24 protein-coding genes and 1 pseudogene are annotated in these 21,534 nt (G+C 71.9%); 6 read left to right on the top strand and 19 right to left on the bottom strand.

Going from position 1 to position 21,534, the window contains the following annotated elements:
* Positions 1 to 19: 19 nt before the first annotated feature.
* Positions 20 to 733, top strand: a complete 714-nt coding sequence (locus ABD329_RS01165; protein WP_198276845.1) for a GntR family transcriptional regulator — start codon at positions 20 to 22, stop codon at positions 731 to 733.
* Between the two features lie 304 nt (positions 734 to 1,037).
* Here ABD329_RS01165 and ABD329_RS01160 read toward each other — a convergent pair whose 3' ends face one another.
* Positions 1,038 to 1,961: an SDR family oxidoreductase gene (locus tag ABD329_RS01160; protein WP_198276844.1), complete on the bottom strand. Its 924-nt coding sequence runs from the start codon at positions 1,959 to 1,961 to the stop codon at positions 1,038 to 1,040.
* An 88-nt stretch (positions 1,962 to 2,049) separates the two neighbouring features.
* Between ABD329_RS01160 and ABD329_RS01155 the strand changes: the two genes are divergently transcribed.
* Entirely contained in the window at positions 2,050 to 2,628 is a 579-nt protein-coding gene (locus ABD329_RS01155) for a TetR/AcrR family transcriptional regulator (RefSeq protein WP_198276843.1), read from the top strand.
* 32 nt (positions 2,629 to 2,660) lie between these two features.
* On the opposite strand, the gene ABD329_RS01150 is transcribed toward ABD329_RS01155, so the two are convergent.
* Positions 2,661 to 3,248, bottom strand: a complete 588-nt coding sequence (locus tag ABD329_RS01150; protein WP_198276842.1) for a TetR/AcrR family transcriptional regulator — start codon at positions 3,246 to 3,248, stop codon at positions 2,661 to 2,663.
* Positions 3,249 to 3,477: 229 nt separating this feature from the next.
* On the opposite strand from ABD329_RS01150, the gene ABD329_RS01145 reads away from it, so the two are divergent.
* The 4 genes from ABD329_RS01145 (at position 3,478) to ABD329_RS01130 (ending at position 7,965) form a co-directional block, all read left to right on the top strand.
* The gene (locus ABD329_RS01145; protein ID WP_198276841.1) at positions 3,478 to 4,404 is read left to right on the top strand and encodes an alpha/beta fold hydrolase; all 927 of its coding nucleotides are present in this window, start codon (positions 3,478 to 3,480) and stop codon (positions 4,402 to 4,404) included.
* Positions 4,405 to 4,681: 277 nt separating this feature from the next.
* Positions 4,682 to 6,043 (top strand): PucR family transcriptional regulator, encoded by a 1,362-nt coding sequence (locus tag ABD329_RS01140; RefSeq protein WP_198276840.1) that lies wholly within the window; start codon positions 4,682 to 4,684, stop codon positions 6,041 to 6,043.
* 173 nt (positions 6,044 to 6,216) lie between these two features.
* Entirely contained in the window at positions 6,217 to 6,711 is a 495-nt protein-coding gene (locus ABD329_RS01135) for a flavin reductase family protein (RefSeq protein ID WP_198276839.1), read from the top strand.
* A 39-nt stretch (positions 6,712 to 6,750) separates the two neighbouring features.
* A complete protein-coding gene (locus ABD329_RS01130) occupies positions 6,751 to 7,965 on the top strand; it encodes an acyl-CoA dehydrogenase family protein (RefSeq protein ID WP_198276838.1) in 1,215 nt (404 codons plus the stop codon).
* Here the strand turns inward: ABD329_RS01130 and ABD329_RS01125 are convergent.
* The 17 genes and pseudogenes from ABD329_RS01125 to ABD329_RS01050 form a co-directional block, all read right to left on the bottom strand.
* Complete coding sequence (locus ABD329_RS01125) at positions 7,914 to 8,105, bottom strand: hypothetical protein (protein ID WP_198276837.1); 192 nt, start codon at positions 8,103 to 8,105, stop codon at positions 7,914 to 7,916. The genes ABD329_RS01130 and ABD329_RS01125 overlap by 52 nt on opposite strands.
* 51 nt (positions 8,106 to 8,156) lie before the next feature.
* The gene (locus ABD329_RS01120; protein ID WP_198276836.1) at positions 8,157 to 8,339 is read right to left on the bottom strand and encodes a hypothetical protein; all 183 of its coding nucleotides are present in this window, start codon (positions 8,337 to 8,339) and stop codon (positions 8,157 to 8,159) included.
* A 31-nt stretch (positions 8,340 to 8,370) separates the two neighbouring features.
* A pseudogene (locus ABD329_RS48110) lies at positions 8,371 to 8,592 on the bottom strand (NAD-binding protein); the annotation flags it as partial.
* A gap of 44 nt (positions 8,593 to 8,636) precedes the next feature.
* Positions 8,637 to 10,013: an NtaA/DmoA family FMN-dependent monooxygenase gene (locus ABD329_RS01115; RefSeq protein ID WP_198276835.1), complete on the bottom strand. Its 1,377-nt coding sequence runs from the start codon at positions 10,011 to 10,013 to the stop codon at positions 8,637 to 8,639.
* Between the two features lie 19 nt (positions 10,014 to 10,032).
* Entirely contained in the window at positions 10,033 to 11,286 is a 1,254-nt protein-coding gene (locus ABD329_RS01110; protein ID WP_198276834.1) for an LLM class flavin-dependent oxidoreductase, read from the bottom strand.
* A 32-nt stretch (positions 11,287 to 11,318) separates the two neighbouring features.
* Positions 11,319 to 11,426, bottom strand: a complete 108-nt coding sequence (locus tag ABD329_RS01105) for a putative leader peptide (RefSeq protein WP_344315784.1) — start codon at positions 11,424 to 11,426, stop codon at positions 11,319 to 11,321.
* 110 nt (positions 11,427 to 11,536) lie between these two features.
* A complete protein-coding gene (locus tag ABD329_RS01100; RefSeq protein WP_198276833.1) occupies positions 11,537 to 12,154 on the bottom strand; it encodes a GNAT family N-acetyltransferase in 618 nt (205 codons plus the stop codon).
* Positions 12,155 to 12,601: 447 nt separating this feature from the next.
* Positions 12,602 to 13,522: an NAD-dependent epimerase/dehydratase family protein gene (locus ABD329_RS01095; RefSeq protein WP_198276832.1), complete on the bottom strand. Its 921-nt coding sequence runs from the start codon at positions 13,520 to 13,522 to the stop codon at positions 12,602 to 12,604.
* The gene (locus ABD329_RS01090; RefSeq protein WP_306420107.1) at positions 13,519 to 14,070 is read right to left on the bottom strand and encodes a hypothetical protein; all 552 of its coding nucleotides are present in this window, start codon (positions 14,068 to 14,070) and stop codon (positions 13,519 to 13,521) included. Before ABD329_RS01090 ends, ABD329_RS01095 begins: the two co-directional genes overlap by 4 nt.
* Positions 14,067 to 15,782 carry a class I adenylate-forming enzyme family protein gene (locus ABD329_RS01085; RefSeq protein WP_198276831.1) on the bottom strand — a complete coding sequence of 572 codons (1,716 nt, stop codon included), beginning with the start codon at positions 15,780 to 15,782 and terminating at the stop codon, positions 14,067 to 14,069. The genes ABD329_RS01090 and ABD329_RS01085 overlap by 4 nt, the downstream gene beginning before the upstream one ends.
* Positions 15,779 to 16,369, bottom strand: coding sequence for a hypothetical protein (locus ABD329_RS01080; RefSeq protein WP_198276830.1), 591 nt, complete (start codon positions 16,367 to 16,369; stop codon positions 15,779 to 15,781). The genes ABD329_RS01085 and ABD329_RS01080 overlap by 4 nt, the downstream gene beginning before the upstream one ends.
* 8 nt (positions 16,370 to 16,377) lie before the next feature.
* Positions 16,378 to 17,670: a beta-ketoacyl-[acyl-carrier-protein] synthase family protein gene (locus ABD329_RS01075; RefSeq protein WP_198276829.1), complete on the bottom strand. Its 1,293-nt coding sequence runs from the start codon at positions 17,668 to 17,670 to the stop codon at positions 16,378 to 16,380.
* Positions 17,660 to 17,923 (bottom strand): phosphopantetheine-binding protein, encoded by a 264-nt coding sequence (locus tag ABD329_RS01070; protein WP_198276828.1) that lies wholly within the window; start codon positions 17,921 to 17,923, stop codon positions 17,660 to 17,662. The genes ABD329_RS01075 and ABD329_RS01070 overlap by 11 nt, the downstream gene beginning before the upstream one ends.
* A complete protein-coding gene (locus tag ABD329_RS01065; RefSeq protein WP_198276827.1) occupies positions 17,920 to 18,198 on the bottom strand; it encodes a phosphopantetheine-binding protein in 279 nt (92 codons plus the stop codon). The genes ABD329_RS01070 and ABD329_RS01065 overlap by 4 nt, the downstream gene beginning before the upstream one ends.
* A gap of 64 nt (positions 18,199 to 18,262) precedes the next feature.
* The gene (locus tag ABD329_RS01060; protein ID WP_344315783.1) at positions 18,263 to 19,648 is read right to left on the bottom strand and encodes a class I adenylate-forming enzyme family protein; all 1,386 of its coding nucleotides are present in this window, start codon (positions 19,646 to 19,648) and stop codon (positions 18,263 to 18,265) included.
* A complete protein-coding gene (locus tag ABD329_RS01055; RefSeq protein ID WP_198275555.1) occupies positions 19,648 to 20,685 on the bottom strand; it encodes a 3-dehydroquinate synthase II family protein in 1,038 nt (345 codons plus the stop codon). The genes ABD329_RS01060 and ABD329_RS01055 overlap by 1 nt, the downstream gene beginning before the upstream one ends.
* A complete protein-coding gene (locus tag ABD329_RS01050; protein WP_198275554.1) occupies positions 20,682 to 21,488 on the bottom strand; it encodes a 2-amino-3,7-dideoxy-D-threo-hept-6-ulosonate synthase in 807 nt (268 codons plus the stop codon). The genes ABD329_RS01055 and ABD329_RS01050 overlap by 4 nt, the downstream gene beginning before the upstream one ends.
* Between the last annotated feature and the right edge of the window lie 46 nt (positions 21,489 to 21,534).

Here is a 21,534-nt window from a genome sequence, read left to right as displayed (position 1 = left end):
GAAGGGAACACCAACCGTCATGGGCCACCTCAAGCAGCGCAACCTCATCACCGCCAGGGAGCGGCTGCGCGACCAGGTGGCCCACGCCCTGCGTGCCGCGCTGATCTCCGGCGAACTGCGCCCCGGCGAGGTCTACTCGGCACCCGGCCTGGCCGAGGACTTCGGCATCTCCGCGACGCCGGTGCGCGAGGCGATGCTCGACCTGGCCCGCGAGGGCCTCGTCGAACCCGTACGCAACAAGGGCTTCCGCGTCACCGAGGTCAACGAACGCGACCTCGACCAGTACACCGAGATCCGCGCCCTGATCGAAGTCCCCATGATCGGCCGGATCACCCGCGAGGCCGCCCGCGAGGACCTGGAGGCGCTGCGCCCGGTGGCGGAGGACATCGTGCGCGCCGCGCGCGAGCACGACCTCATCGGCTATCTGGAGGCCGACCGTCAGTTCCATCTCTCCCTGCTCGCGCTCGCCGGAAACGACCGGCTCGTCGAAACCGTCGGCGACCTGCGCAAACGCTCACGCCTGTACGGACTGACCACACTGGACGAGCGCGACCAGCTGATCCCGTCCGCCGAAGAGCACATCGAGCTCCTCGATCTGATGGTCGCGGGTGATGTGACGGGCGCCGAGACATGCATGGCCCGCCACCTCGGCCATGTGCGCTCGCTGTGGGCCAAGGGCGCGCAGGGGCAGGAGCCCGCTGGGCGCAGGCCCAAGAGGAAGCCGGGCACCTGACCGGCTGCCCCGAGGGACAGCAGCCGATGCACATGATGGCGAGAACCCGCCACGGATGTTGCGTGGCGGGTTGCTCGGGGGGTTGGAAAGGACCAGAAGGGTCGACACGCGTCGCCACCATCACAGAACACCCTTTTCCGGGATGTGATGAGTGACTTCCACCTTCCCTGTGTCATCGGGACCCGGGGGAAGCTGGTTGGCGAGGCGGAAAGCCCAACGGTGAGAAGCCGGTTCGGAGCCCAACACGCCGTACTCGGCCCGCACACACAGGAGATGGCCCGGGGCCCGGCGTGGCGGATGTGGGTCAGGCGGGGGTGGCGGGGACTCGGAAGTAGTGGCCCTCGTCGAGGTCTTCGAGGAGACCGGGGTGGGTCGGCCGCCAATCCAGCAGCTCGCGGGTCAGGGCGTTCGACGCGGGGAGATCCTGGCCGAGGAAGCCGCCGAGCCAGGTGAAGTGCTCGGCCGCGGCCTCGGGAGCCACAGAGGTCACCGGCACGTCGAGGTGACGGCCGATCGCCTCGGCGATGTCCCGGATCGGGACGCCCTCCTCCGCGACACCGTGCAGCACCGATCCCGCCGGGGCCTTCTCGACCGCCAGGCGGAACAGCCGTGCGGCGTCGAGGCGGTGAACGGCCGGCCAGCGGTTGGCGCCGTCGCCGATGTGGCCGGAGACGCCCTTGGCCCGGGCGATGGCGACCAGGGCCGCCATAAAGCCGTTGTCCCCGTCACCGTGGCAGGTCGGGGACAGTCGCACCACGGACGAGCGCACGCCACGCGAGGCGAGTGCGAGCACCGCCTGGGCGGTGGCCGGCCGGACCGAGACCGGCGAACCGTCGATCGTGGGCGTGTCCCGCTCGGTCGCCACCCGCCCGGGCGCGAGGCCGGCCAGACCGGAGGCGAGGACGAAGGGGCGGTCGGTGCCGGAGAGCGCGTCGCCGAAGGTGTCGACGGCACGGCGGTCGGCCTCGGCGGCACCCTGGAAGTCGCCGGTGAAGGCGATGTCGTGCTTGAAGGCGAGATGGATCACGGCGTCCGACGCGGCGGCGGTGCTGCCCAGGACGTCGAGGTCGTCAATGGTGCCGCGGACCACTTCCACCCCGGCGGCGGTGAGGGCGGCGGCGGAGGTGTCGGAGCGGGCGAGCCCGACCACCCGGTGCCCCGAGCCGATGAGCTCGGGAACGACGGCGGAGCCGATCCAACCGGACGCACCGGTCACGAAGACGCGCATGAGAGATGCCCCAAATCATTGATGTCAGTGACTGACATCGGACTCTAGCACCTGATGTCATTCACTGTCATCGCGGTAGGATCCGAGCATGGGTAGATGGGAGCCGAACGCGCGCGGACGCCTGGCGAAGGCGGCGTTGGAGCTCTACGGCGAGCTCGGCTACGAACAGACCACGGTGGCGGAGATCGCCAAACGGGCCGGGCTCACCGAGCGGACCTTCTTCCGGCACTACGCCGACAAGCGCGAGGTGCTGTTCGACGGATCGAGCGCGTTGCAGGAGCTGTTCGCGACCGCGGTCGCCGAGGCACCGAAGTCCGTGGCGCCGATCGACGCGATGATGGCGGGGCTGGAGGCGATCTCCACGGCGTTCGACGGCCGACGCGAGCACTCCCGGCGGCGACAGGCCGTCATCGTGGCGAACGCGGAACTCCGGGAGCGCGAGCTGATCAAGCTCGCCTCGATGTCGACCGCGCTCGCCGACGCCCTGCGCCGACGCGGTGTCGCGGAGCCGACCGCGAGCCTGACCGCCGAGGCGGGGATCGCCGTCTTCAAGGTCGGCTTCGAGCTCTGGCTCATGGCACCGGAGGAACGTGAGATGGGGCAGTTGATGCGGGAATCGCTGGCCGAACTCAGGGCCGTGACCGCGCACGGCTACGCCATCCCGTAGCACAGGCCCCGCAGGCACCTTTCAAAAGCGGCCTAGTGGGCGCGCAACGCCTGCGAGAGCGCGTCAACGGTCACGTCCACCACGGCCAGGAGCTGTGCCGGGCTCGCCCCGGCTCTGCTCATGACGGCGAGAGACTGGTTCACGGCCGCCGCGTGTACAGCGAAGGTCTCGGCGTCCTGGTCGGTCATGCGGCCCGCCTTCAGCGCGGCGCGCAGGCGCAGGCGCTGGAAGCCGAGCGCCTGCCTGGCGTGCGCCGCGACGGCCGGGCTCAGCACTGGAATCGCCATGGCCGACTGGGCGATCAGGCATCCATCGGGCAGTTCGGGATCGGCGATGCGCTCGAGGGTGACGTCGAAGAACGCGCGGACAGCGGCAAGGGGCTCGGAGGCCGCACACGACAGGGCGGCGTCGTACTTGTCGCCGTAGCGCGCGGCGTAGCGATCCAGGCAGCGCAGGAACAGCGTGTCCTTGCCGCCGAGCGAGGAGTAGATCGAGCTGCGGTTCAGACCGGTCGCCCGGGACAAGTCGTCGACTGAGGTGTCGGCGTAGCCGGCGCGCCAGAACTGGATCATCGCGGCGTCGAGCGCCGTGTCCATGTCGAACTGCTTCTTGCCTGCCACGTGGCACTTCCTTGCCGATGTGTCGGTGTTCCGGATGCTGCCCATCATTTCATCTTGAACTGATCGGTTCAAGATGTGTTAGCTTTCGAGCATGCCCGTGACCGGGCGCCCCCGTAAACCGGGACAGCGCGGCAGGCACACCACGCAACCCCGACCGCCGCCGTCGTCCGCATCGCCCTCGCGGGCCTGGCCCTCGGGCGAACCGCCGGACCAGCACACCCCAACACCGATGGAGGACCCCATGACCGTCTCCGCAAGTAACCCCGTCCGCGATCTGCCCCTGCACGACCTGGCCGGATTCACCCACCGCTGGGTCGACGCAGACGGCATCCGCCTTCATGCCGTCGAAGGCGGCCAGTCGGCCGGTCCGGCTGTCGTCCTGCTCGCCGGGTTCCCGCAAACCTGGCGGGCCTGGCGAAAGGTCATGCCCAGCCTCGCCGACCGGTTCCGCGTCATCGCGATCGACCTGCCGGGCCAGGGCCACTCCGAGCGGCCGGAGCGCAGCTACGACACCCACACGGTCGCCGCCCACGTCCACGCCGCCGTAAAGGCACTCGGAGTGCCGGCCTACTGGCTGGCCGCCCACGACATCGGCGCCTGGGTGGCCTTCTCCCTCGCCCTCAACCACGAAGGGCAACTGCGCGGGGTCGCCCTGCTCGACGCCGGAATCCCCGGTATCACCCTCCCGGAAACGATCCCCACCGACCCGGCCCGGGCGTGGAAGACCTGGCATTTCGCGTTCCACCTCGTGCCCGACCTGCCCGAGACCCTGCTCGCTGGCCGCGAACGGGAGTACGTCGGCTGGTTCCTCAAGGTGAAGGCCCTCGCTCCCGGCACATTCGACGACGCCGACCTCGACCACTACGCAGCGGCCCTCGCCGCCGACGGCGGCCTCCGCGCCTCCCTCGCCTACTACCGGGACGCCGCCGAGTCGGCGCGCAAGAACCACCAGGCGCTCAGCCGGCAGCACCTGACCGTGCCCATCCTCGGAATATCCAGCAGCCACGGCTCCATCCCGGACATGGCGGCCTCCATCAGCCCATGGGCCGACGACACCACCGGAGTCATCGTGCCCGGCGCCGGACACTTCATCCCCGATGAGCAGCCCGAAGCCGTCGCTGCCGCGATAACCGACTTCATCGTCGGCGGCGGCTGACGCCGCGCAGGCCGCACTTCTCAACCACGGCCCAGGCATCCCCTGAGCTCACGCGCCACGTCGTCGCCGCACTCCCCCTCCCCCGCGCCGACGCCACGGTCGTACGCGTCGGGCGCCGCAGCGAGAACCGCTCGGCAGCTGACCGCGCGGCGGTTCGGGAACGACGCGCTCTTCGCCCCGCCCACCGGCTGAGGGCGCCCCACAAGCCGAACCGTGGGGTGCCGCTTCCAGCGGCGCCCAGTTGATCAGCGCCTCGGGTTGGACGGAGTATGGCAGTGTGATCAAGACCGGTCGGCCGCCGCGGCGAGCCTGGATCGCACGGCTGGGGCCGCGAGGTGAGGTCGACCTCCAGGGGGCGGCGAGCCCGCGCGCGATGGTCGAGGACGCCGTCGCGCGCGTCGGTGCGGGCCCCGTGCGCTGGGCGATCGAGCTGAATTCCGTGGTCCTGCGGCGGATCGTCGGCGAGGTGCCGGTCCTCGGCGGCAGTCCGGCCGCTGTCGAGATGCTCCGCCGGGGCAATGAAGCGACCACCCTGCGGGCGCTGTTCACCCTGGCGGAGGGCCCGGCGGCCACCCCGCCCACGGATGAGGCGATCCTGGAGGGCATCCGCGAGTTCGTTCACCGGGCCATACCGCTCGAGCGGGTGCTGCACGGCGTCCGGGTCGGGCACGCGGCAACGACCGAGGCGTTCCTGCGGGCCTGTGCCGAACTGGTCGGCCCGGCGGACGCGGTGGACGAGGTCACGGCGATCTCCCGTGAGCTGTTCTCCTACGTCGATGAACTCTCCGACACCATGATCCGCACCTACCTCGCGGAGCACGAGGTATGGAGCACCAGCGCGGCCGCGGCACGAGCCGACCTCGTGCGTTCCCTGCTGAGTGATGCCGCGGCGGTGGACGTCGACGAGGCGTCGCGTGCCCTCGGCTACAACCTGCGGCGGACCCACGAGGCGGTGGTGGTGTGGTCGGACTCGCCGAAGGGCGGGGCCACGCTCCAGGCGGCGGCGATCGAGGTACTACGGGCCCGTGGCGCCACCACGACGCTGGTCATCCCAGTGGCCTCAGGGCGGTTGTGGGCGTGGGGCACCGTACCTCCGGGCGGGACGGACAGAACGGACGCGACGCACTCGACCGGTTCATGGGAGACCATCACGGAGGCACTGTCCCGGCAGCGGATGCGGGCGGCCTTCGGGACCCCGGGGTCCGGTGTCGCGGGCTTCCGCCGCTCCCACCGCGAGGCCGAGCGCGGGGAGCGGGTCGAGCGGCTGCGGTGCGAGGCCGGACGTGCGCCGAGGCACGCCACCGCCTACGCCGACGTCGCCGCCATCGCGCTGTTGGCCACCGATCTCGACGCGGCCGGTGACTTCGTACGGCGCGAACTCGGCGGACTCGCCGCCCGCAGCGCGCCGATGGAGGCACTGCGGACCACGCTGTACCACTACATCGGCGCCGAGCGCAGCCTCGTGGATGTGGCCCGACGTCTGCACGTGGCCAGGGGGACCGTGACCTACCGCGTGAAGCGGGCCCAGGAGGTGCTGGGACACGACCTCGACGACCGCCGCTTCGCCCTCCACACCGCCCTCGCACTCGCCGAGGAACTGGGGGACGCGGTACTCCTGCCGCGCGACGTCGAAGCGTGAGCCCGATGCACCGGTCGCGGCCCGGTCCGGCAGACCAACGGGAGACCTGAATCCTGAGCCGGCGGACCAAGCGGCCGTGCCCCGGCCGGAGTTGACTTCGTGATGTCGGACGCGGTGAGGCACCGGGCCGCGCATCCCGACAACTCGGATTCCAGCCCAACGGAAGGCCCACGATGATCGACCGAGAGACCTTTACCGAGCTGATGAGCGGGGTGTGTGCCCCGGTCACCGTGGTCACGGCGACGGCCGCCGACGGGCGGCCGCACGGCAGCACCGTGTCGAGCCTCGCCTCGCTCTCGCTCGACCCTCCGCTGGTGAGTTTCGCCCTCGACCGCGCCTCGGCGCTGCTGGCCCACCTCCAGCCGGGTGACCGGGTGGGCGTGAACATCCTCGGCGCCCACCAGCGGGAGCTGGCGTCGACGTTCGCCCGTCGGCACCGGGGACCGGGCTCGAAGTTCGACGGCGTCACCTGGACCGTCCGTGCCGGACTCCCCCACCTGCCCGAGTCGGCCGGCTGGACGGCGGGACACGTCGAACGCCACGTGGACGGCGGTGACCACGTTCTGCTCGTCGTATGCCTCGAGGAGGCCGAGTCGACCTCCACGGCCCCGCTGGTATACGCACGCCGGATCTTCGGCACCCACGCCCCGCTCGCCGTCGCGAGCTGACCCGTACCCCGCACGATCCCTGACACCGAAGTGACGACGATGAACATCACCATGGACGTTCCCCGCACCACCGACGCCGCGCGCGAGCTGCGGGCCGACCTCGTCGAGCGTGCCGCCGCACTGCGGCCGCTGCTCTCCGGCAACGCCGATCCGACCGACCGCGAGCGCGGAGTACCCGCCGAGAACATCGACGCCCTGGCCGGGGCCGGTCTGCTCTCGCTGATGCGGCCCGCCCGTTACGGCGGTCTCCAGACCGACCACCGCACCCTGCTGGAGGTCAGCCGCAAGGTCGGGCGCGCCTGCGGCTCCACCGCCTGGGTGACCTCACTGCTCAACGCCAACGCGTGGTTCGTCGGGCTCTTCCCCGCCCGGGCCCAGGACGACGTCTGGGCCGAGACCCCGCACGCCCGGGTCGCCGGTGTCGTGACCCCTTCGGGCACCGCGCGCGTGGTCGAGGGCGGATACCGGGTGAGCGGGCGCTGGGCCCCCGCGTCCGGGTGCGCCCACGCCGACTGGGCGGTCCTCGGGGTCAACCGGCCGGACGCCGAGGGCACGTCGGACGCCGTCGGCATCGTGCTGGCGCCGATGTCGGAACTGACCGTCGAGGACACCTGGTTCGTCGCGGGCATGCGCGGGACCGCCTCGAACACACTCGTCGGCGAGGACCTCTTCGTACCCGCACACCGCTTCCACTCCGTCCCCGACGCCATCGAGGGCCGCTACGCCACACCCTTCACCGACGAGGCGCTCTACCGGGCTCCGTTCGTGCCGACCGCCGCGCTCGTGTTGACCGGGCCCCAGCTCGGGCTGGCCACGGCCGCCGTCGATCTCCTGGTGGAGCGGGCCCCGGGGCGAGCGCTGACCCTGACGAGCTACACCTCCCAGGCCGAGGCGCCCACCATCCAGCTCGCCGCCGCGAGGGCGGCGTCGCTCGCCGACTCCGCCCGACTGCACGCCCAGCGCGCGGCCGATGACATCGACGAGGCCGCACGGGCCGGGGTGTTCCCCGATTACGACGCCCGGGCACGGATGCGGATGGACGCGGGAATGGCGGCGGTCCACGCGCGTGAGGCGGTCCGCATCGTGTGCTCGGCCCAGGGGGCTTCGAGCTTCGGCGAGTCCAACCCGTTGCAGCGCATCTGGCGCGACATCGAGACCGGGAGCCGTCACGCCGTCCTCAACCCCGAAGTGGCCGCCGAGATCTACGGGAAGTCGCTGTTCGGCATCCGGGGCACGGTGTCCTTGATGGTGTAGGGATGACCGGCGTTCGCCGCGACGCTCGGCTCGCGCCGTCCGGCGGGGCCGGGCTGGTCCCGGATGAGCGTGCGCAGCGGGTCCGCCACCAACGCGGCGGCCTCCGAGCGGGGCTGCACCTCGGGGGTGCACAGGTGCACAGGGACATCGCGGTGTGGAGCTGGGAGCCGGCGAAGCGGCAGGCACGTACCTCATCGGGGGCGAAAGTGGGCTCGGGTCGCCGTGAGCGGCAGGACCGTCACCCCGAGTCCGCTCAGCACCGCGTCCCGCAGCACCGTGCCCGGCTCGATCTCGGCGACGACCGAACAGTTGGCCGCGCTGCCGCCGGGACCGTACTCCCGCTGGAGGATCTTGGCGGCCTTGGCTTCCAGCACGGCGCCGGCCGCCGGGCCACCCCCCGACCACCCGGACCAGCTGTTCCCCGCGGAGCCCGGCTCTGCGGGCCAGATCGAGGGCTTCGGCCACGGACAGCAGCGTCGCGGCCACGATCACCTGGTTGCACAGCTTCGCCACCGTTCCCACCCCGGGCGGACCCATGTGCTCGACGGTCCCGGCGAAGGACCGCAGCACCGGCTCCACGTGCCGGTATGCCTCCGGTGTCGCGCCGACCATCAGGCTCAGGGTGCCCGCGCGAGCCCGGCATCGCCACGCTCATCGACGCGTCGACCGGGTCATGACGCGGCCCGCGCGTGGTGCGACCGGATGCCGGGGTGGGCCAGTCCGAGGTGGTCGCGCAGGGTCGTGCCCTCGTACTCGGTGCGGAACACACCGCGCTCCTGGAGCAGCGGGACGACGGTGTCCGCGAAGGCGTCCAGCCCGCCGGGGGTGATGTGCGGTACGAGGATGAAGCCATCGCTGGCATCGGCCTGGACGAAGGAGTTGATGGTCTCGGCGACCGTGGCCGGGGAGCCGATGAACGACTGGCGGTTGCCGGTCTCGATGACCAGGTCGCGGATGGACCACTTGTTCGCGGCCGCCAGCTCCCGCCACTCCCGGGCGACGGCCAGCGGATCGCGGTACATCCGCACCTGGGCGCGGCCGCGGGCGATGGTGTGCTCGCCGGGATCCGGATCGATGTCGGGGAGCGGCCCGTCCGGATCGTACGCGGACAGGTCGCGGTTCCAGACGAACTCCAGGTGTTTGATCGCGGTGGCGCCGCTGACCTGCTGGCGGCGTACCTCGTGGGCCAGCTCCCGCGCCTCGGCGTCGGTGTCGCCGAGGACGAAGGTGGCGGCGGGCAGGATCAGCAGCTGGTCGTGGGTGCGGCCATGGCGGGCGAGGCGGCCCTTGACGTCCGTGTAGAACGCCTGGCCCTCCTTGAAGGTGCTGTACCGGCTGAAGATGGCGTCGGCGCCGGCCGCGGCGAACTCCCTGCCCTCCTCGGAGTCACCGGCCTGGAAGATCACCGGACGGCCCTGCGGGCTGCGCGGGACGTTGAACTGCCCGGCGATGTCGAAGTGGTAGCCCTGATGGGCGAAGGCTCCGGCCCGCGCGTCGCCGAGGAAGGTACCGGATGCCTGGTCGGCGACGATCTCGTCACCCCGCCAGGAGTCGAACAGCTCGGTGGCGGTGGCCAGGAACTCCTTGGCCCTGGAGTACCGCTCGTCCTGCGGGAGGAAACCGCCGCGGCGGAAGTTCTCCCCGGTGAAGGCGTCCCACGAGGTGACGACGTTCCACGCGGCGCGCCCGCCGGAAAGGTGGTCGAGGCTGGCGAACTGGCGGGCCACCTCGTAGGGCTCGTTGAAGGTGGAGTTGATGGTGCCGGTGAGGCCGAGGCGGTCGGTGACGGCGGCGAGCGCGGACAGGACGGTGAAGGTGTCCGGCCGCCCCACCACGTCCAAGTCATAGATCTGGCCGCCCTGTTCGCGCAGCCGCAGCCCTTCGGCGAGGAACAGGAAGTCGAACTTGGCGCGCTCGGCGGTGCGCGCGAAGTGGGCGAACGAGCTGAACTCGATATGGCTGCCCGCCTCCGGATCGCTCCACACCGTGGTGTTGTTGACGCCGGGGAAGTGTGCCGCCAGGTGGATCTGCTTGAGCGGTGTGCTCATGGTCGGTGGTCCCTCCGGCTCAGACGGTGGCGTAGCGGTTGGCGGGGCGGGCGAGGCCCAGCAGTCCGCGCAGGGTGTCGGCCTCGTAGGACCGGCGGAAGGCGCCGCGGCGCTGGAGTTCGGGCACCAGGCCGCGGGTGATCGCCTCGAGGTCGTGGCCGATCGCACCGGGGCGCAGCCGGAAGCCCGTCAGTCCGGTCCGCTGCCAGCTCAGCAGCAGATCCGCGAGCTGTGCGGGGGTACCGGTGAACACCTTGGCGTCACTGGTGTACGGGTGGCCCGCGAGGGCGTCCAGGCGCTCCCGCCGGGCGGCCGCGGCACCCGGTTCGTCGTCGAGGAACACCACCAGGTCGCCGAAGAGGTGCAAGGGCTCCGCCGCGCGGCCCGCCGCGGCCTGGGCGGCGCGAATCTCGGCGACGGTGGCGCGGGCCTGGTCCGTGTCGTGCGGCGTGAGGTAGCCGATGTCGGTGGATCCGGCCACCAGCCGGTAGGGCACGCTCTGATGGGCCAGTGCGCTGACGACCGGCTGTCCCTGGGGTGGCCTGGGGGTGATCGAGGGTCCCTTGACGCTGAAGTGCCTGCCCTCGAAGTCGATGTAGTGCAGCTTGTCGCGGTCGATGAAGCGTCCGGTGGCGACGTCCCGGATCTCGGCGTCGTCCTCCCAGCTGTCCCAGAGGCGGCGTACCACCTCGATGTAGTCGGCGGCCTCCTCGAAGAGCTCCGCGGTCAGCTCCCGGACCACCGGGGTGTCCAGATCCTCGGGGCCGAAGCGCGGAAGGGTGCGGCGGCCGAAGTGTTCCGCCTCGTGGCGCCGCCTGGACACCCGGATCCGCAGCCCCGCGCGGCCGGTGCTGACGTAGTCCAGGGTGGCGATCGCCTTGGAGATGTGGAACGGCTCGGTGTGGGTGGCGACGACGGTCGGCACCAGCCCGATGTGCCGGGTCAGCGGTGCGACCCGGGAGGCGATGAGCACCGCGTCCAGCCGCCCGCGCACCTGGTCGGTGCGGTCGTCGGGCTCGGTGCGGTGCGAGGACTGGAGCGAGAGCCCGTCCTCGAAGGTCACGAAGTCGAGCAGCCCGCGCTCGGCCTCGGTGACGACATCGGTCCAGTACGCCGGGTCGAACAGCTCCCGGGACCTGGCCCGCGGCTCGCGCCATGCGGCCGGATGCCAGCCCGCCCCGTCGAGGGCGACGGCGAGGTGCAAGGGGGTGGATGAGGACTCGGACACGAAGGGTGCCTCCCTGGTCGGCCATGGGTGATCACCGCCCCTCATCGGGAGGGCGCGGTGTCCTCGAGGTGATCAGGTCAGCGGCGACAGAGCGCGCCGGCGACGCGCAGCAGGTCGATGTGGTGCCGGGAGTACAGCCGTACGCCCCCGCGGAGGGCGGGAGCCGGCGCGGGCGGGCAGATCATCGGCCGCGACACCTTCGCCTCCCGTTCCCGTTCCCGACGGGCCTTCGGGCCCTGGCTGGTTTCTCGGAACGCTACGTGAGGCCGGTGACCGCACGCAATCGTCAACGTCGTCAACTCGGACGGGGCCGCGACGTATTCCCCGACGCCCATGGGTGACCCGGCAAAAGTGTGGGCGCCACCCCATCGCCGGTGGCGGGCAGCCACTTGGCGAAGCAGACGCTGTACGGGTCGCGGGAGTAGGGCGGATAGGGCGGGATGCGGTACCAGCCCTCACGTGCGTAGAGGGCTGCGGCCTCCGGCTGCCGGACACCCGTCTGCAACATCAACTCCGCCACGCCCCGTTCGGCCGCGGACGCCTCGACGGCGGCCAGGGCCACCGCGGCCAGCCCGCGGCCGCGGTGGTCGGCCCGGACGAAGACGCGCTTGATCTCCCACCGGTCGCCGGGCAGCGCGCGCAGCGCGGCGGTGGCCACGGGCTCGCCGGAGCCGGTGAAGGCGATCCAGGTGACGGCTATCTCGTCCGCGGTGGGCGGGGGCGGCAGATGCGGACGCGGCCCGAAGGCGGCATAGCGGGGCTTGATCTCCGCGTCCATCAGCGCCCGCAGCTCGGCGGCCGCCGGGTCGTCCCAGCCCAGGGCCGCCCAGCGGACGGGCCCGCCCGGGGCGAGCGCGCGGGTGGGTACGGCGGCCAGGGATTGGCGTGGCTCCCGCTGGAAGGTGTCGGTCACGGTGGTTTCCTCATGGAGGGGCGTGGGCTCCTCGGAGCCCACGCAGGCAGGTCGACGTGCCGTCATGCCCCACGGGGCACGGAAGTGTGCGGCCGCGTACGGGCAGACGGATCACACGCGAAGAAACAGATGGGAGAGGGCGCCCCGGCGGGCAGCCGTCAATGCCTCAACAACACTGCGCACTCGCCACTCGACCGAGGTCGACGTGGTGGCGGTGCACCAAAAGTGTGGAGGCCATGGGCGCCACCCAACACCGGCGTTCGTGTACCGGTCAAGCGGCGACCACCATGCGGAACGGTGGGCTCAAGCACGCGTTCGCGCTTCCGGAAGGCGGCAATGACTACTTCGTACGGCCGCCATGTTCGCGTTACATGGCGCAACGTGGCGGGGAAATGCACGAGTTGGAGGAGCGCGGCCGGGCCCGCGCACATGGCCCGGCCGCGCCGGTCAGTCGGTGGCCAGCCGGGTCCGCCAGCTCGGTATCGAGGGCTTCCAGTCGAGCACCTGCCGGATGCGGTCGTTGGACGCACCGCGCATGGCGGTCAGCTGATGGGCCGTGAGCCAGCCCAGCAGCCGCTCGGCCAGCGGCGCCGGCACCGTACGGGGCGGGGGCGCGCCGAGCAGTCGGGCGTATTCGGGCAGCCAGACCGTGGCCTCCGCCGGGTCGTCGTCGGCCACGTTGAACACGCCGTCGGCGTCCGCCTCGACGGCACGGACCGCGGCCCGTGCCGCGTCCTCGACATGGAGGAACGAGGTGACGCCGGTGGCGGGATCGGGCAGGGGCAGCCTGCCGCGCGCCACCGCGGCGTGGATCGCACCGTCGCGGTGGTAGAGGGTGCCCGGGCCGTACAGGGTTCCGTAGCGCAGGACGATCCCGGAGAGGTTCGCGGCGTCCATGACCCGGCGCTCCAGTTCGGTGATCGCGCGGGCGGTGCGGGCCCAGCCCGGATCCGGTGCGTCGACATGGAGCGGCGCGTCCTCGGTGAGCACCGGCCCGCCGCCGGGGGCCGTGGCGAACGCGATGCTCTGCGCCACCATCCGTCGCGCCCCGGCCGCCTCGGCCGCCGCGATCAGATGCGCGGTGCCCTCGGTGCGCAGCCGTGCGGTGCGCTCCAGGCCCTCCGCGGTGGGCCCGCGCAGCGCGGTCAGCTGATGCACCACCACCTCGGGCCGGGCCGAGAGCACCGCCGCGCGCACCGCCTCGGCGTCCAGCGCGTCGGCCACCACGACGCCGTCCAGGCTCGGCCCGGCCGCGGCGGACGGCTCCCGTACCAGCGCGGTCACATGATGACCGCGGGCGCTGAGGAGCGGGACCAGGGTCCGGCCGATCACCCCGGTGGCCCCGGCGACGAGGACTCGCGCCGTCATGCCGCGCCTCCCTGGGCCCGCATCAGCAGGCGGCAGGCGGGATCGCCGTCCCGCAGACACGCGGTGGCGCAGTTGCGGGTGAGTTCGACGCCGAGCCCCTCCGACCACCCGGCGTGGATGTCGGTGCACGGGCACTCGTAGCCGTCGAGTGAACCGGCCATCCGGACCATGGTCACGGCGAAGTTCTGCCGCATGGTCAGCTCGATATCGCCGTCCGGGAGCACCGCGGTCCCGCCGTCGCGCAGTTCGTTCGGGAACATCCACTCGGAGCAGGCGTCGTACCGGCGGCGGAGTTCCTCGAGGTCGGCGGCCGGTTTCCCGCCGAACTGACGGCGGATCCGCTTGCCCACCTGGACGGCCACGTACCGCAGCGCCTCGGCGTTGATCTCGTTCGCCACCTCGTGCCCGAACCGCTTCGCCACGCCCTGGTACCAGCGCGCGTCGTGCAGCCACCACTGCCGGTACACATCCATGGTCCTCGGACGGGGGACCGTACCGGGGCTCGTGCCGGGGCCCGTGCCGGGGCTCGTATGGTCGAGCGCGGTCATCGCACCTTCCCGTCCAGCTCGCCGTCGGCCACCCGGGCCCGGAACCGCTCGCGCATCTCCCGCTTGAGCACCTTGCCGGTGGCGCCCTTCACCACCTCGCTCGCGTCCATCCGGAGCGCTCCGGTCAGCTGCGGGAAGCCTTCGGCGGCCAGCACCCGGTTGACCTCGGCCGTCCATCGGGCGTCGTCCCTGTCCGCGTCCGCCGCGTCCGCCGGGTCCGCCGTGTCCGCGCGCACCTGTAGCAGGGCGTAGGCGTCGGCGGTCCCGTCGCCGTCCCAGTCCGCGCGTACGCCCTCGGGCGCGACCGCCACCACCGTGCAGTCCTCGAGCTCGGGCAGCTCGCGCAGCAGCAACTCCTCGGTGCGGGTGCTGAACACGATGCCCGCGGGGGTGCGGATCGCGTCCGGCACGCGGTCCAGGTGGTAGAAGTTGCCTTCCTCGTCCCGGTAGGACAGATCGCCGGTGAGCCAGTAGCCGCCGAGCCGCAGCCGGTGGAAGGTCAGCGAGTCGTTCCAGTATCCGGGGGTGAGCGTGGGTGAGCGCACGCCGAGGCGGCCGATCTCGCCGGGTGGCAGCGGTGTGCCGTCCTCGGAGAGCACCGCGGCCTCGGCGAAGCTCATCGGTTTGCCGACGCAGCGCGAGAACGACGACTTGCCGGGCCGGTGTCCGTTGTGGAAGAGCGAGTAGCCGGTCTCGGAGGAGCCGAGTCCGTCGGTGAAGACGGATCCGGAGACCCGGCGCCGCTTCAGGTCCTGGCCGACCGTCTCGTGGCTGCCCTGCTCGATCAGCGCCCTGATATGGGTCTCGTGCGCCGCGTCCCCGGTGTTGTACCAGGCCTCCACGCTGGACATGTCGCGCGCGGAGAGGTCCTGGGCCGCCATCTCCCCGTAGGTTCCGGCGAACGCGAACACCGTGGTGGGGCGGAACGACTCCATGGCGTCCAGGACGTCGACCCCGCGCTGGCTGGACAGCATGCGGACGGGCGAGCGCAGCAGGAAGCCGAACAGCATGACCGAGATGGCGGCGTTGTGCGAACCGGGCAGCGCGACCAGCAGTCGGCCCATCGCGGAGCCGACCGACAGCTTCAGCCGGTGCAACTGCGCGTACAGCAGGGTTTCGTGGGTGTGCGGTACGGCCTTGGGCATACCGGTGGTGCCCGAGGAGTGGGAGATGATGATCGGGTCGGTGGCGTGGTGGGCGTACGGGTAGGCCGCGGGGAGGGGTGCGCGGTGCTCCGCGCGGATGTCGGCCGCCGTGACGCAGAAGCCGAGGCCCAGTTCCTCCCGGCCGGGGGCCAGGACCTCGTGGTGGGCCTGGTCGGTGATGGCGCCGACCGCGCCCTGGCGCCGTACGTACTCGCGGGCGATCTCCGGGCGGAGGTTGCCGTTGACGAACGAGGGGATCGCGCCCAGGGAGGTGAGGGCGAGGAAGTTGATGGCGAACTCGGTGCTGGACCAGGTCTGGATCGCCACCGGGTCGCGGGGCCCGACACCCTGTGCGTGGTACCAGCCCGCGTAGATCTCCACGGCCTCGTGCAGCTCTCCCAGGGTCAGTACCTCGGGGTGGCCGCCGTCCGGTGCCGGCCAGGTGGCGTCGGTCCACAGGACCTGCTCGTCGAGCGGTCTGCCGTACGCCTTCAGCCGGTGGATCACGTTCCCGGCCCCCAGCGCGGCGTCCTCGCTGATCCGCGCGCGTTCCTGTTTGGTGATCATGGTGTGGTTCCTTGGAGTCGGGCGGCCAGCTCGACCAGGCCGCGAAGGGTGCCGTACTCCCCCGAGGGGGCGGGCGGGATGTCGGACGGCAGGCGCGGGAGCGGATCGTCCCGGTCCAGCACGATGGCCACGGCCAGGTCCGCGGCGGGCGGGCCGGTACGCAGCTCGCGGTACGCCGCCGTGGTGCGCTCGGTGCCGGTCAGCTCGACCCCGATGAGCACGACGCGGTCCAGCTCCTCGTCCTCCAGCAGCAGTTCCGCGGCGGCCAGCAGCTCACCGGCCGGGTCCGCCGCGGTGGACAGGCAGACCAGCGGCCCGGTGATGGCGAACTCCCGGCTGAGCTGCCCCAGGACCGCGTTGGCCGTGGACTGCATGAACAGCAGCGGATTGTGCACCTGCCCGGCCACGAGCAGACGGCTGCCGAGGTCGAGGGTGGCGGCGTCCCCCATCGTGCTGGCCAGGACCATGGCGGTCCGGGCGCCGTCGCCCGGCCGGGCGGTCAGGCATCGCTCGACGGCCTCGTACACCATCGGGTTGAAGGCGGACTCCACGAAACCGGCGACCGGCGGCGCGGAGGGACCGGACATCGCGACGATCATGCTCGCTCCAGTACCAGCGCGGTGTTGGCGCCGCCGAACGCGGCGTTGACGGTGAGCGCACACCGGAGCTCGGCCTTGTGCGGGCGGTTGGGCACATAGTCGAGGTCGCAGTGCGGATCGGGTTCGGTGAACCCGGCGGTGGGCGGCAGCACCCCGTCCCGCAGCGCGAGCAGGGTGATCACGAGTTCCACGACTCCGGACGCCTCCAGCAGATGTCCCGTGGTGCTCTTCGTCGAGCTCACCGGCGTCCGGGCGGCCGCCGCGCCCAGGAGCGTGTGCAGCCCGCGTGTCTCGGCGGGGTCGTTGTACCGGGTGGCGGTGCCGTGCGCGTTCACGTAGTCGATCCGCGGACCGCCCGCACGCCGCAGGGCCCGGCTGGCGGCCATGACCAGCCCGGCACCGTCCGGATGGGGCCGGGCGACGTGGTGGGCGTCACCGGCGGCGCCCCAGCCGGTCAGCGCGCCGAGCGCGCGCGCTCCCCGGCGCCGGGCGCTCTCGGCGGATTCGAGCACCACGGCGGCGGCTCCGTCCCCGAGTAGCAGACCGCTGCGGTCGGCGCAGAACGGACGCACCGTCCCGTCCCGGGAAAGCGCGAATCCCGAGTCGAACTTGGCCAGGTTCTCCTCCTCCACCAGATACGCCCCGGCGCAGACCGCGGTGTCGGCCCGGCCGGAGGCGATGAGCCGGCAGGCGTGGGTGATCGCGGTGGCCGAGGCGACGCACGCGCTGGTGAACGCCAGCCGGGGGCCGCGCAGGCCGAGGGCGTCCGCGAGGGCCTCGGCCTGCCACGCGGGAACGGTCTCCACGGCGCCGCCGGAGTCGACCGCGCCGGGAGAGCCGGAAGACCCGGGAGCGTCAGGAGCGCCGGGTGACCCGGGGACGCCGGGTGCGCCGGGTGACCCGGGCGCGCCGGGTGACCCGGGCGCGCCGGAACCGCCGGGCGCGCCGGAACCGCCGGGCGCGCCGGAACCGCCGGGCGCGTCCGCGGCGCGCCAGAAGCGGGTCAGGCCGGTGAAGTCGCCCGCGGTCCCCACCAGGACGGCGGCCTCGGCCCCCGTCGGCAGCCCGGCCATGGCGACCGCCGACCCGGCGACTTCGGCCAGCACATCCCGCAGGGGGGCGGCCGGGCCGCCGGTGGCGGCGAGGCCCGTTCGGTACGGGCCGGTGTCGAAGCGGGTGATCGGCGCGAACGCGGGTCGCCCGTCGAACACGCCCTCCCGCACGGCGTCCGCCCCGGTGCCGAAGGCCGTACGCACCCCGAATCCGGTCAGCAGTACCTCACGGCTCATGGACGTCCACCAGGTAGTCGGTGATCCGGCGTATCGAGGTGAATTCGGCGAGGAAGGCATCGGCCGGCTCGATCTCCAGGCCGTAGCGCAGCTCCAGTTGGTGCAGGAACCACACCAGTCCCAGCGAGTCCAGCGCGAGTTCGGCGTCGTCGTCCAGGCCGGGCGGCAGATCGGCGAAGATCTTGGGGTCGGACAGCAGTTCCCGGACGGCGTCGGTGGTGATCCTCGGCCGGGTTTCGGATTCCGCGGTCATGCCGTGGCGCCCCGCTCCACGACATCGTTGATCAGGTCGCCCAGGTTCATCGCGCCGGCCTGCTCGATGTCGCTGTCGGGGAACTTCACATCGAACCGGCGCTCCAGGCGGAGGAGCAGTTCGATCAGGCCCAGTGAGTCGATGTCGATCCCACCGGTGCCCATGGGGCTGTCATCGCTGATCTCGTCCGCGGCGAGCGGATGGTTCATCTCCTCGCTGATCGTGCTGAGCACGAACTCGCGGATCTCCTTCTGCAAGGCCGTCTGCGTCTCCATGGTGCGCAACCTTTCTGTGCCACAGGGGTCGATGGGGGTGGTCGGCAAGGGGCGGTCAGCCGGGTCAGCGGTCGGGGGCGCGGGCCAGCAGCGCGTCGCGGCGCCTGACCAGCTTGCCGTTGGAGGTGCGGGGCAGATCCGGCAGGACGTGGACGACGCGGGGCACCTTGTAGTCGGCCAGCCGGTCCCGGCACCAGCGCAGCAACTCCCCCGCCGAGGGGCCGTCCGCCGCGACCGAGACATAGGCCTCGGTGGCACCGGCGTGCACGACCACGGCCCCGCTGACCCCGGGGTGCCGGCGCAGTACCGCCTCCACCTCGGTCAGGTCGACCTTGAGGCCGCCGATGACCACCAGGGAGTCGCCACGGCCCAGCAGCCGCACGGCGCCGGAGGGATCGAGCTCGGCCCGGTCGTGGGTGCGCAGCCAGCCGTCGGCGAACCGGTCGCCGCCGGAGGCGTGCAGATACGGTGAGCCGTCCGGCAGCCGGACGTCCAGCTCGCCCTCGCGGATCCTCAGGACCACACCGGGCGCCGCCCGGCCGACCGAGGGCCGCGAGGCGCCGCTCACCTCCATCGCGATGACGCCCGTCTCGGTGGTCCCGTACGACTCGCCGACCCCGGTGCCGAACCGCTCGGCGAACCGCGCGGCGGTCTGCGGCGGCATGATCTCCCCACCGGAGACCGCCGCGCGCAGGGCGGGCAGGGCGGGCAGGCCCCGGGCGGTGCTCAGCAGTTCGTAGTGGAACGGGGTGCCGAAGATCACGTGGACGTCATGGCCCCCGGCGGCGGCGAGGATGTCCTTGGCCGACACCCGTCGCGCGAAGACCGCCGAGACGCCCGCGGCGAGGGAGTGCAGCACCCCGGCGATCAGGCCGAAACTGTGCGCGGTCGAGCTGAGCAGCAGCATCCGCTCGCCCAGGACCGGCATCCCCTCGATCCGGGTGAACCGCTCGATCTCGGCCGACAGGGAGGCCGCGGTCCGCCCGATCACCTTGGGCAGGCCGGTGGAACCCGAGCTGAACTGGACCAGCTTGTGCTCGGTCGTCGCCGGGCGGCCGTCCGGGTACCGGGAGGTGACCACCTCGTACCTGGGCTCGAACGTGAGCGGTGAGCGGCCCGCCGTGCCCGCGCCGACCATGAACTGCGGGTGGCACAGCGAGCGCAGGGCGTCCACTTCGGACGGTTTGAGCCGGTGGTCGACCAGCATCACCTGGGCGCCCAGCCGCCACAGCGCGAGCAGCACCTCTATCTGGGTGCAGCTCGGCGGGATCTGGAGCATCACCGTATGCCCCTCGCCGATGCCGTGTCCGGCGAAGACCGCCGCCTCCATGTCCACGGCGGCCCGCACCTCGCCACGGCTCACCGGGTGGTCGCCGTGGACGAGGTAGGGCAGGTCGTCGGGATGGGCATCGAACAGCGCGTCGATGAGCTCCCGCATCGGGGTGCTCATCAGTGTTCCTTGCAGAACTCGCCGATGGGGAAGCCCACATGGCGCTGGTCCGTGGCCAGGTAGCCGAGCAGCTCGTCGCCCTGCCGCAGCTCGGTCACGTTGTGGACCTTGCCGCCGGGCCCGAGCACCCGCACATGCCAGTCGTCCTGGACGGTCAGGCTCACCACGGTGCCGTCGGCCGACCGCGCGGTGATGGTCAGCAGCGGACGGGACTCCAGCTTGGCCCGGCCGACCGTGACCGGCCGGGTCCGGCCCTCGGAGTTGACGGCCAGGGTCGTGCTGCCCGAGCCCAGCTCGCTCAGGTAGTTGGTCCGGTTCTCCGGCCCGAGCACATAGGAGTGCAGGGCACCGGCGTTGACCCGGAACGGACGGGTCGGCATGTACGGCAGCGGATGGGTCTCGCTGCAACACAGGATGAAGCCGGTCGAGTACGAGCCGACCAGGATGCCCTCGTCCTCGGCGAAGTGGGTGCAGGTGTCCACGCACACCCGGTCGCCGAGCCCGTGGTGCTCGATGCGGTCGACGGTCAGCGTGGTCAGCTCCAGCGGAGAGGTCCCGGCCTCCAGCAGCCGGGCCAGCGCGAACACCTCGCCGGCGTCGGAGGGAGCCAACAGCACCCCGTCCGAGCCGCGTTCGAGTACGTCCAGCACGGTGGCGGCCTCCTCCAGGTCCGCGCAGACGGTGATCAGCTTTCCGGCGGAGCGGTCCGCCGCGGCGAGCACGATCTCCAGGGGGATCTTGGTCGGGTCGGCGAAGCGGACCACGGTGTGGGGCAGCGCGACCGCGGCGGCGCACGCCAGCCGCAGCGACGGTTCGTCGTGTACGTCGACCCAGGCCGCGTCGGCGTCGAGGCCGTACAGCTGCTTCTCCTCGGTCACCGCCGCGGTGGTGACGGCGGTGACGGTGGGGGGCAGCGCCTTGAGGACGGATTCGTCATCGCAGAGCACGCCCTGCATCCGGGTGTGGATGGCGGCGTCCACGACGGCCTCGAGCCGGGCCTGCGGAACGGTGCGGAGGTCGATCCATGCGAACTTCATGCGGCTCCTGTCGCGATCGTCGAGGGGTGGGGGGTCGTTCCGGCGTCGGCGGCGTGCACCACGGCGGCCAGCCGTGCCACCAGCGAGGAGGGTGAGGGCGAGGAGAAGATCCGGCGGCCCACCGCGAGCCCCCGGCAGCCCGCGAGCATCAGCGAGGTCCCATGGCTGACCAGGTCCGAGCCGTCGGGCGGGCCGCCGGCGGCGAGGATCGGCAGCGGGCAGCTGTTCACCACCTCGGCCATCCGCTCCATCGGCAGGGCGATCGAGGTCTTCACCAGGTCGGCGCCGAGATCCGCGGCGATATTGACGGCATGGGCGAGCAGCGCCGGGTCGTGGGGATCGGCGATCCGCGGACCCCTCGGGTAGATCATCGCGAGCAGCGGCATGTTCCAGAGGTCGCACGAGGCCGCGACGGTCCCGAGATCCTTGAGCTGCCGGTGCTCGGTGTCCGATCCGAGATTCACATGCACGCTCACCGCGTCCGCGCCCAGCCGTACGGCCTCTTCGACGTCGCCGACGAGCACTTTGGCGTCGGTGTCGGCCGCGTGCACGGTGCCCGCGCTCAAGTGAACGACCAGGGCGCAGTGGCGCAGGATGTCCGGTGCGATCGCCCGCGCCCGGCCCTTGTGGACGACGACCGCGTCCGCGCCGCCGTCCACCAGTGCCCTCAGCAGCCCGTTCCAGCGGGCCTGGGACACCACCGGCCCATCGGACACACTGTGGTCGAGCGGGACGAAAAGATATCTTCCGTCCCCCGCGACCGAGAGCCTCCGCATCCGGAATGATTTACCAATATCGGTCATGTGCCAGGCACACCTCTCCCAAGGGGGCGAACCACGCAGAGGATTG

The sequence above is a fragment of the Streptomyces javensis genome (assembly GCF_039525925.1).
GTDB classification, from domain to species: Bacteria; Actinomycetota; Actinomycetes; order Streptomycetales; family Streptomycetaceae; genus Streptomyces; species Streptomyces asiaticus.
The sequence above is the reverse complement of the archived record's forward strand: the minus strand, read 5'-3'. Positions and strand labels throughout refer to the sequence as shown.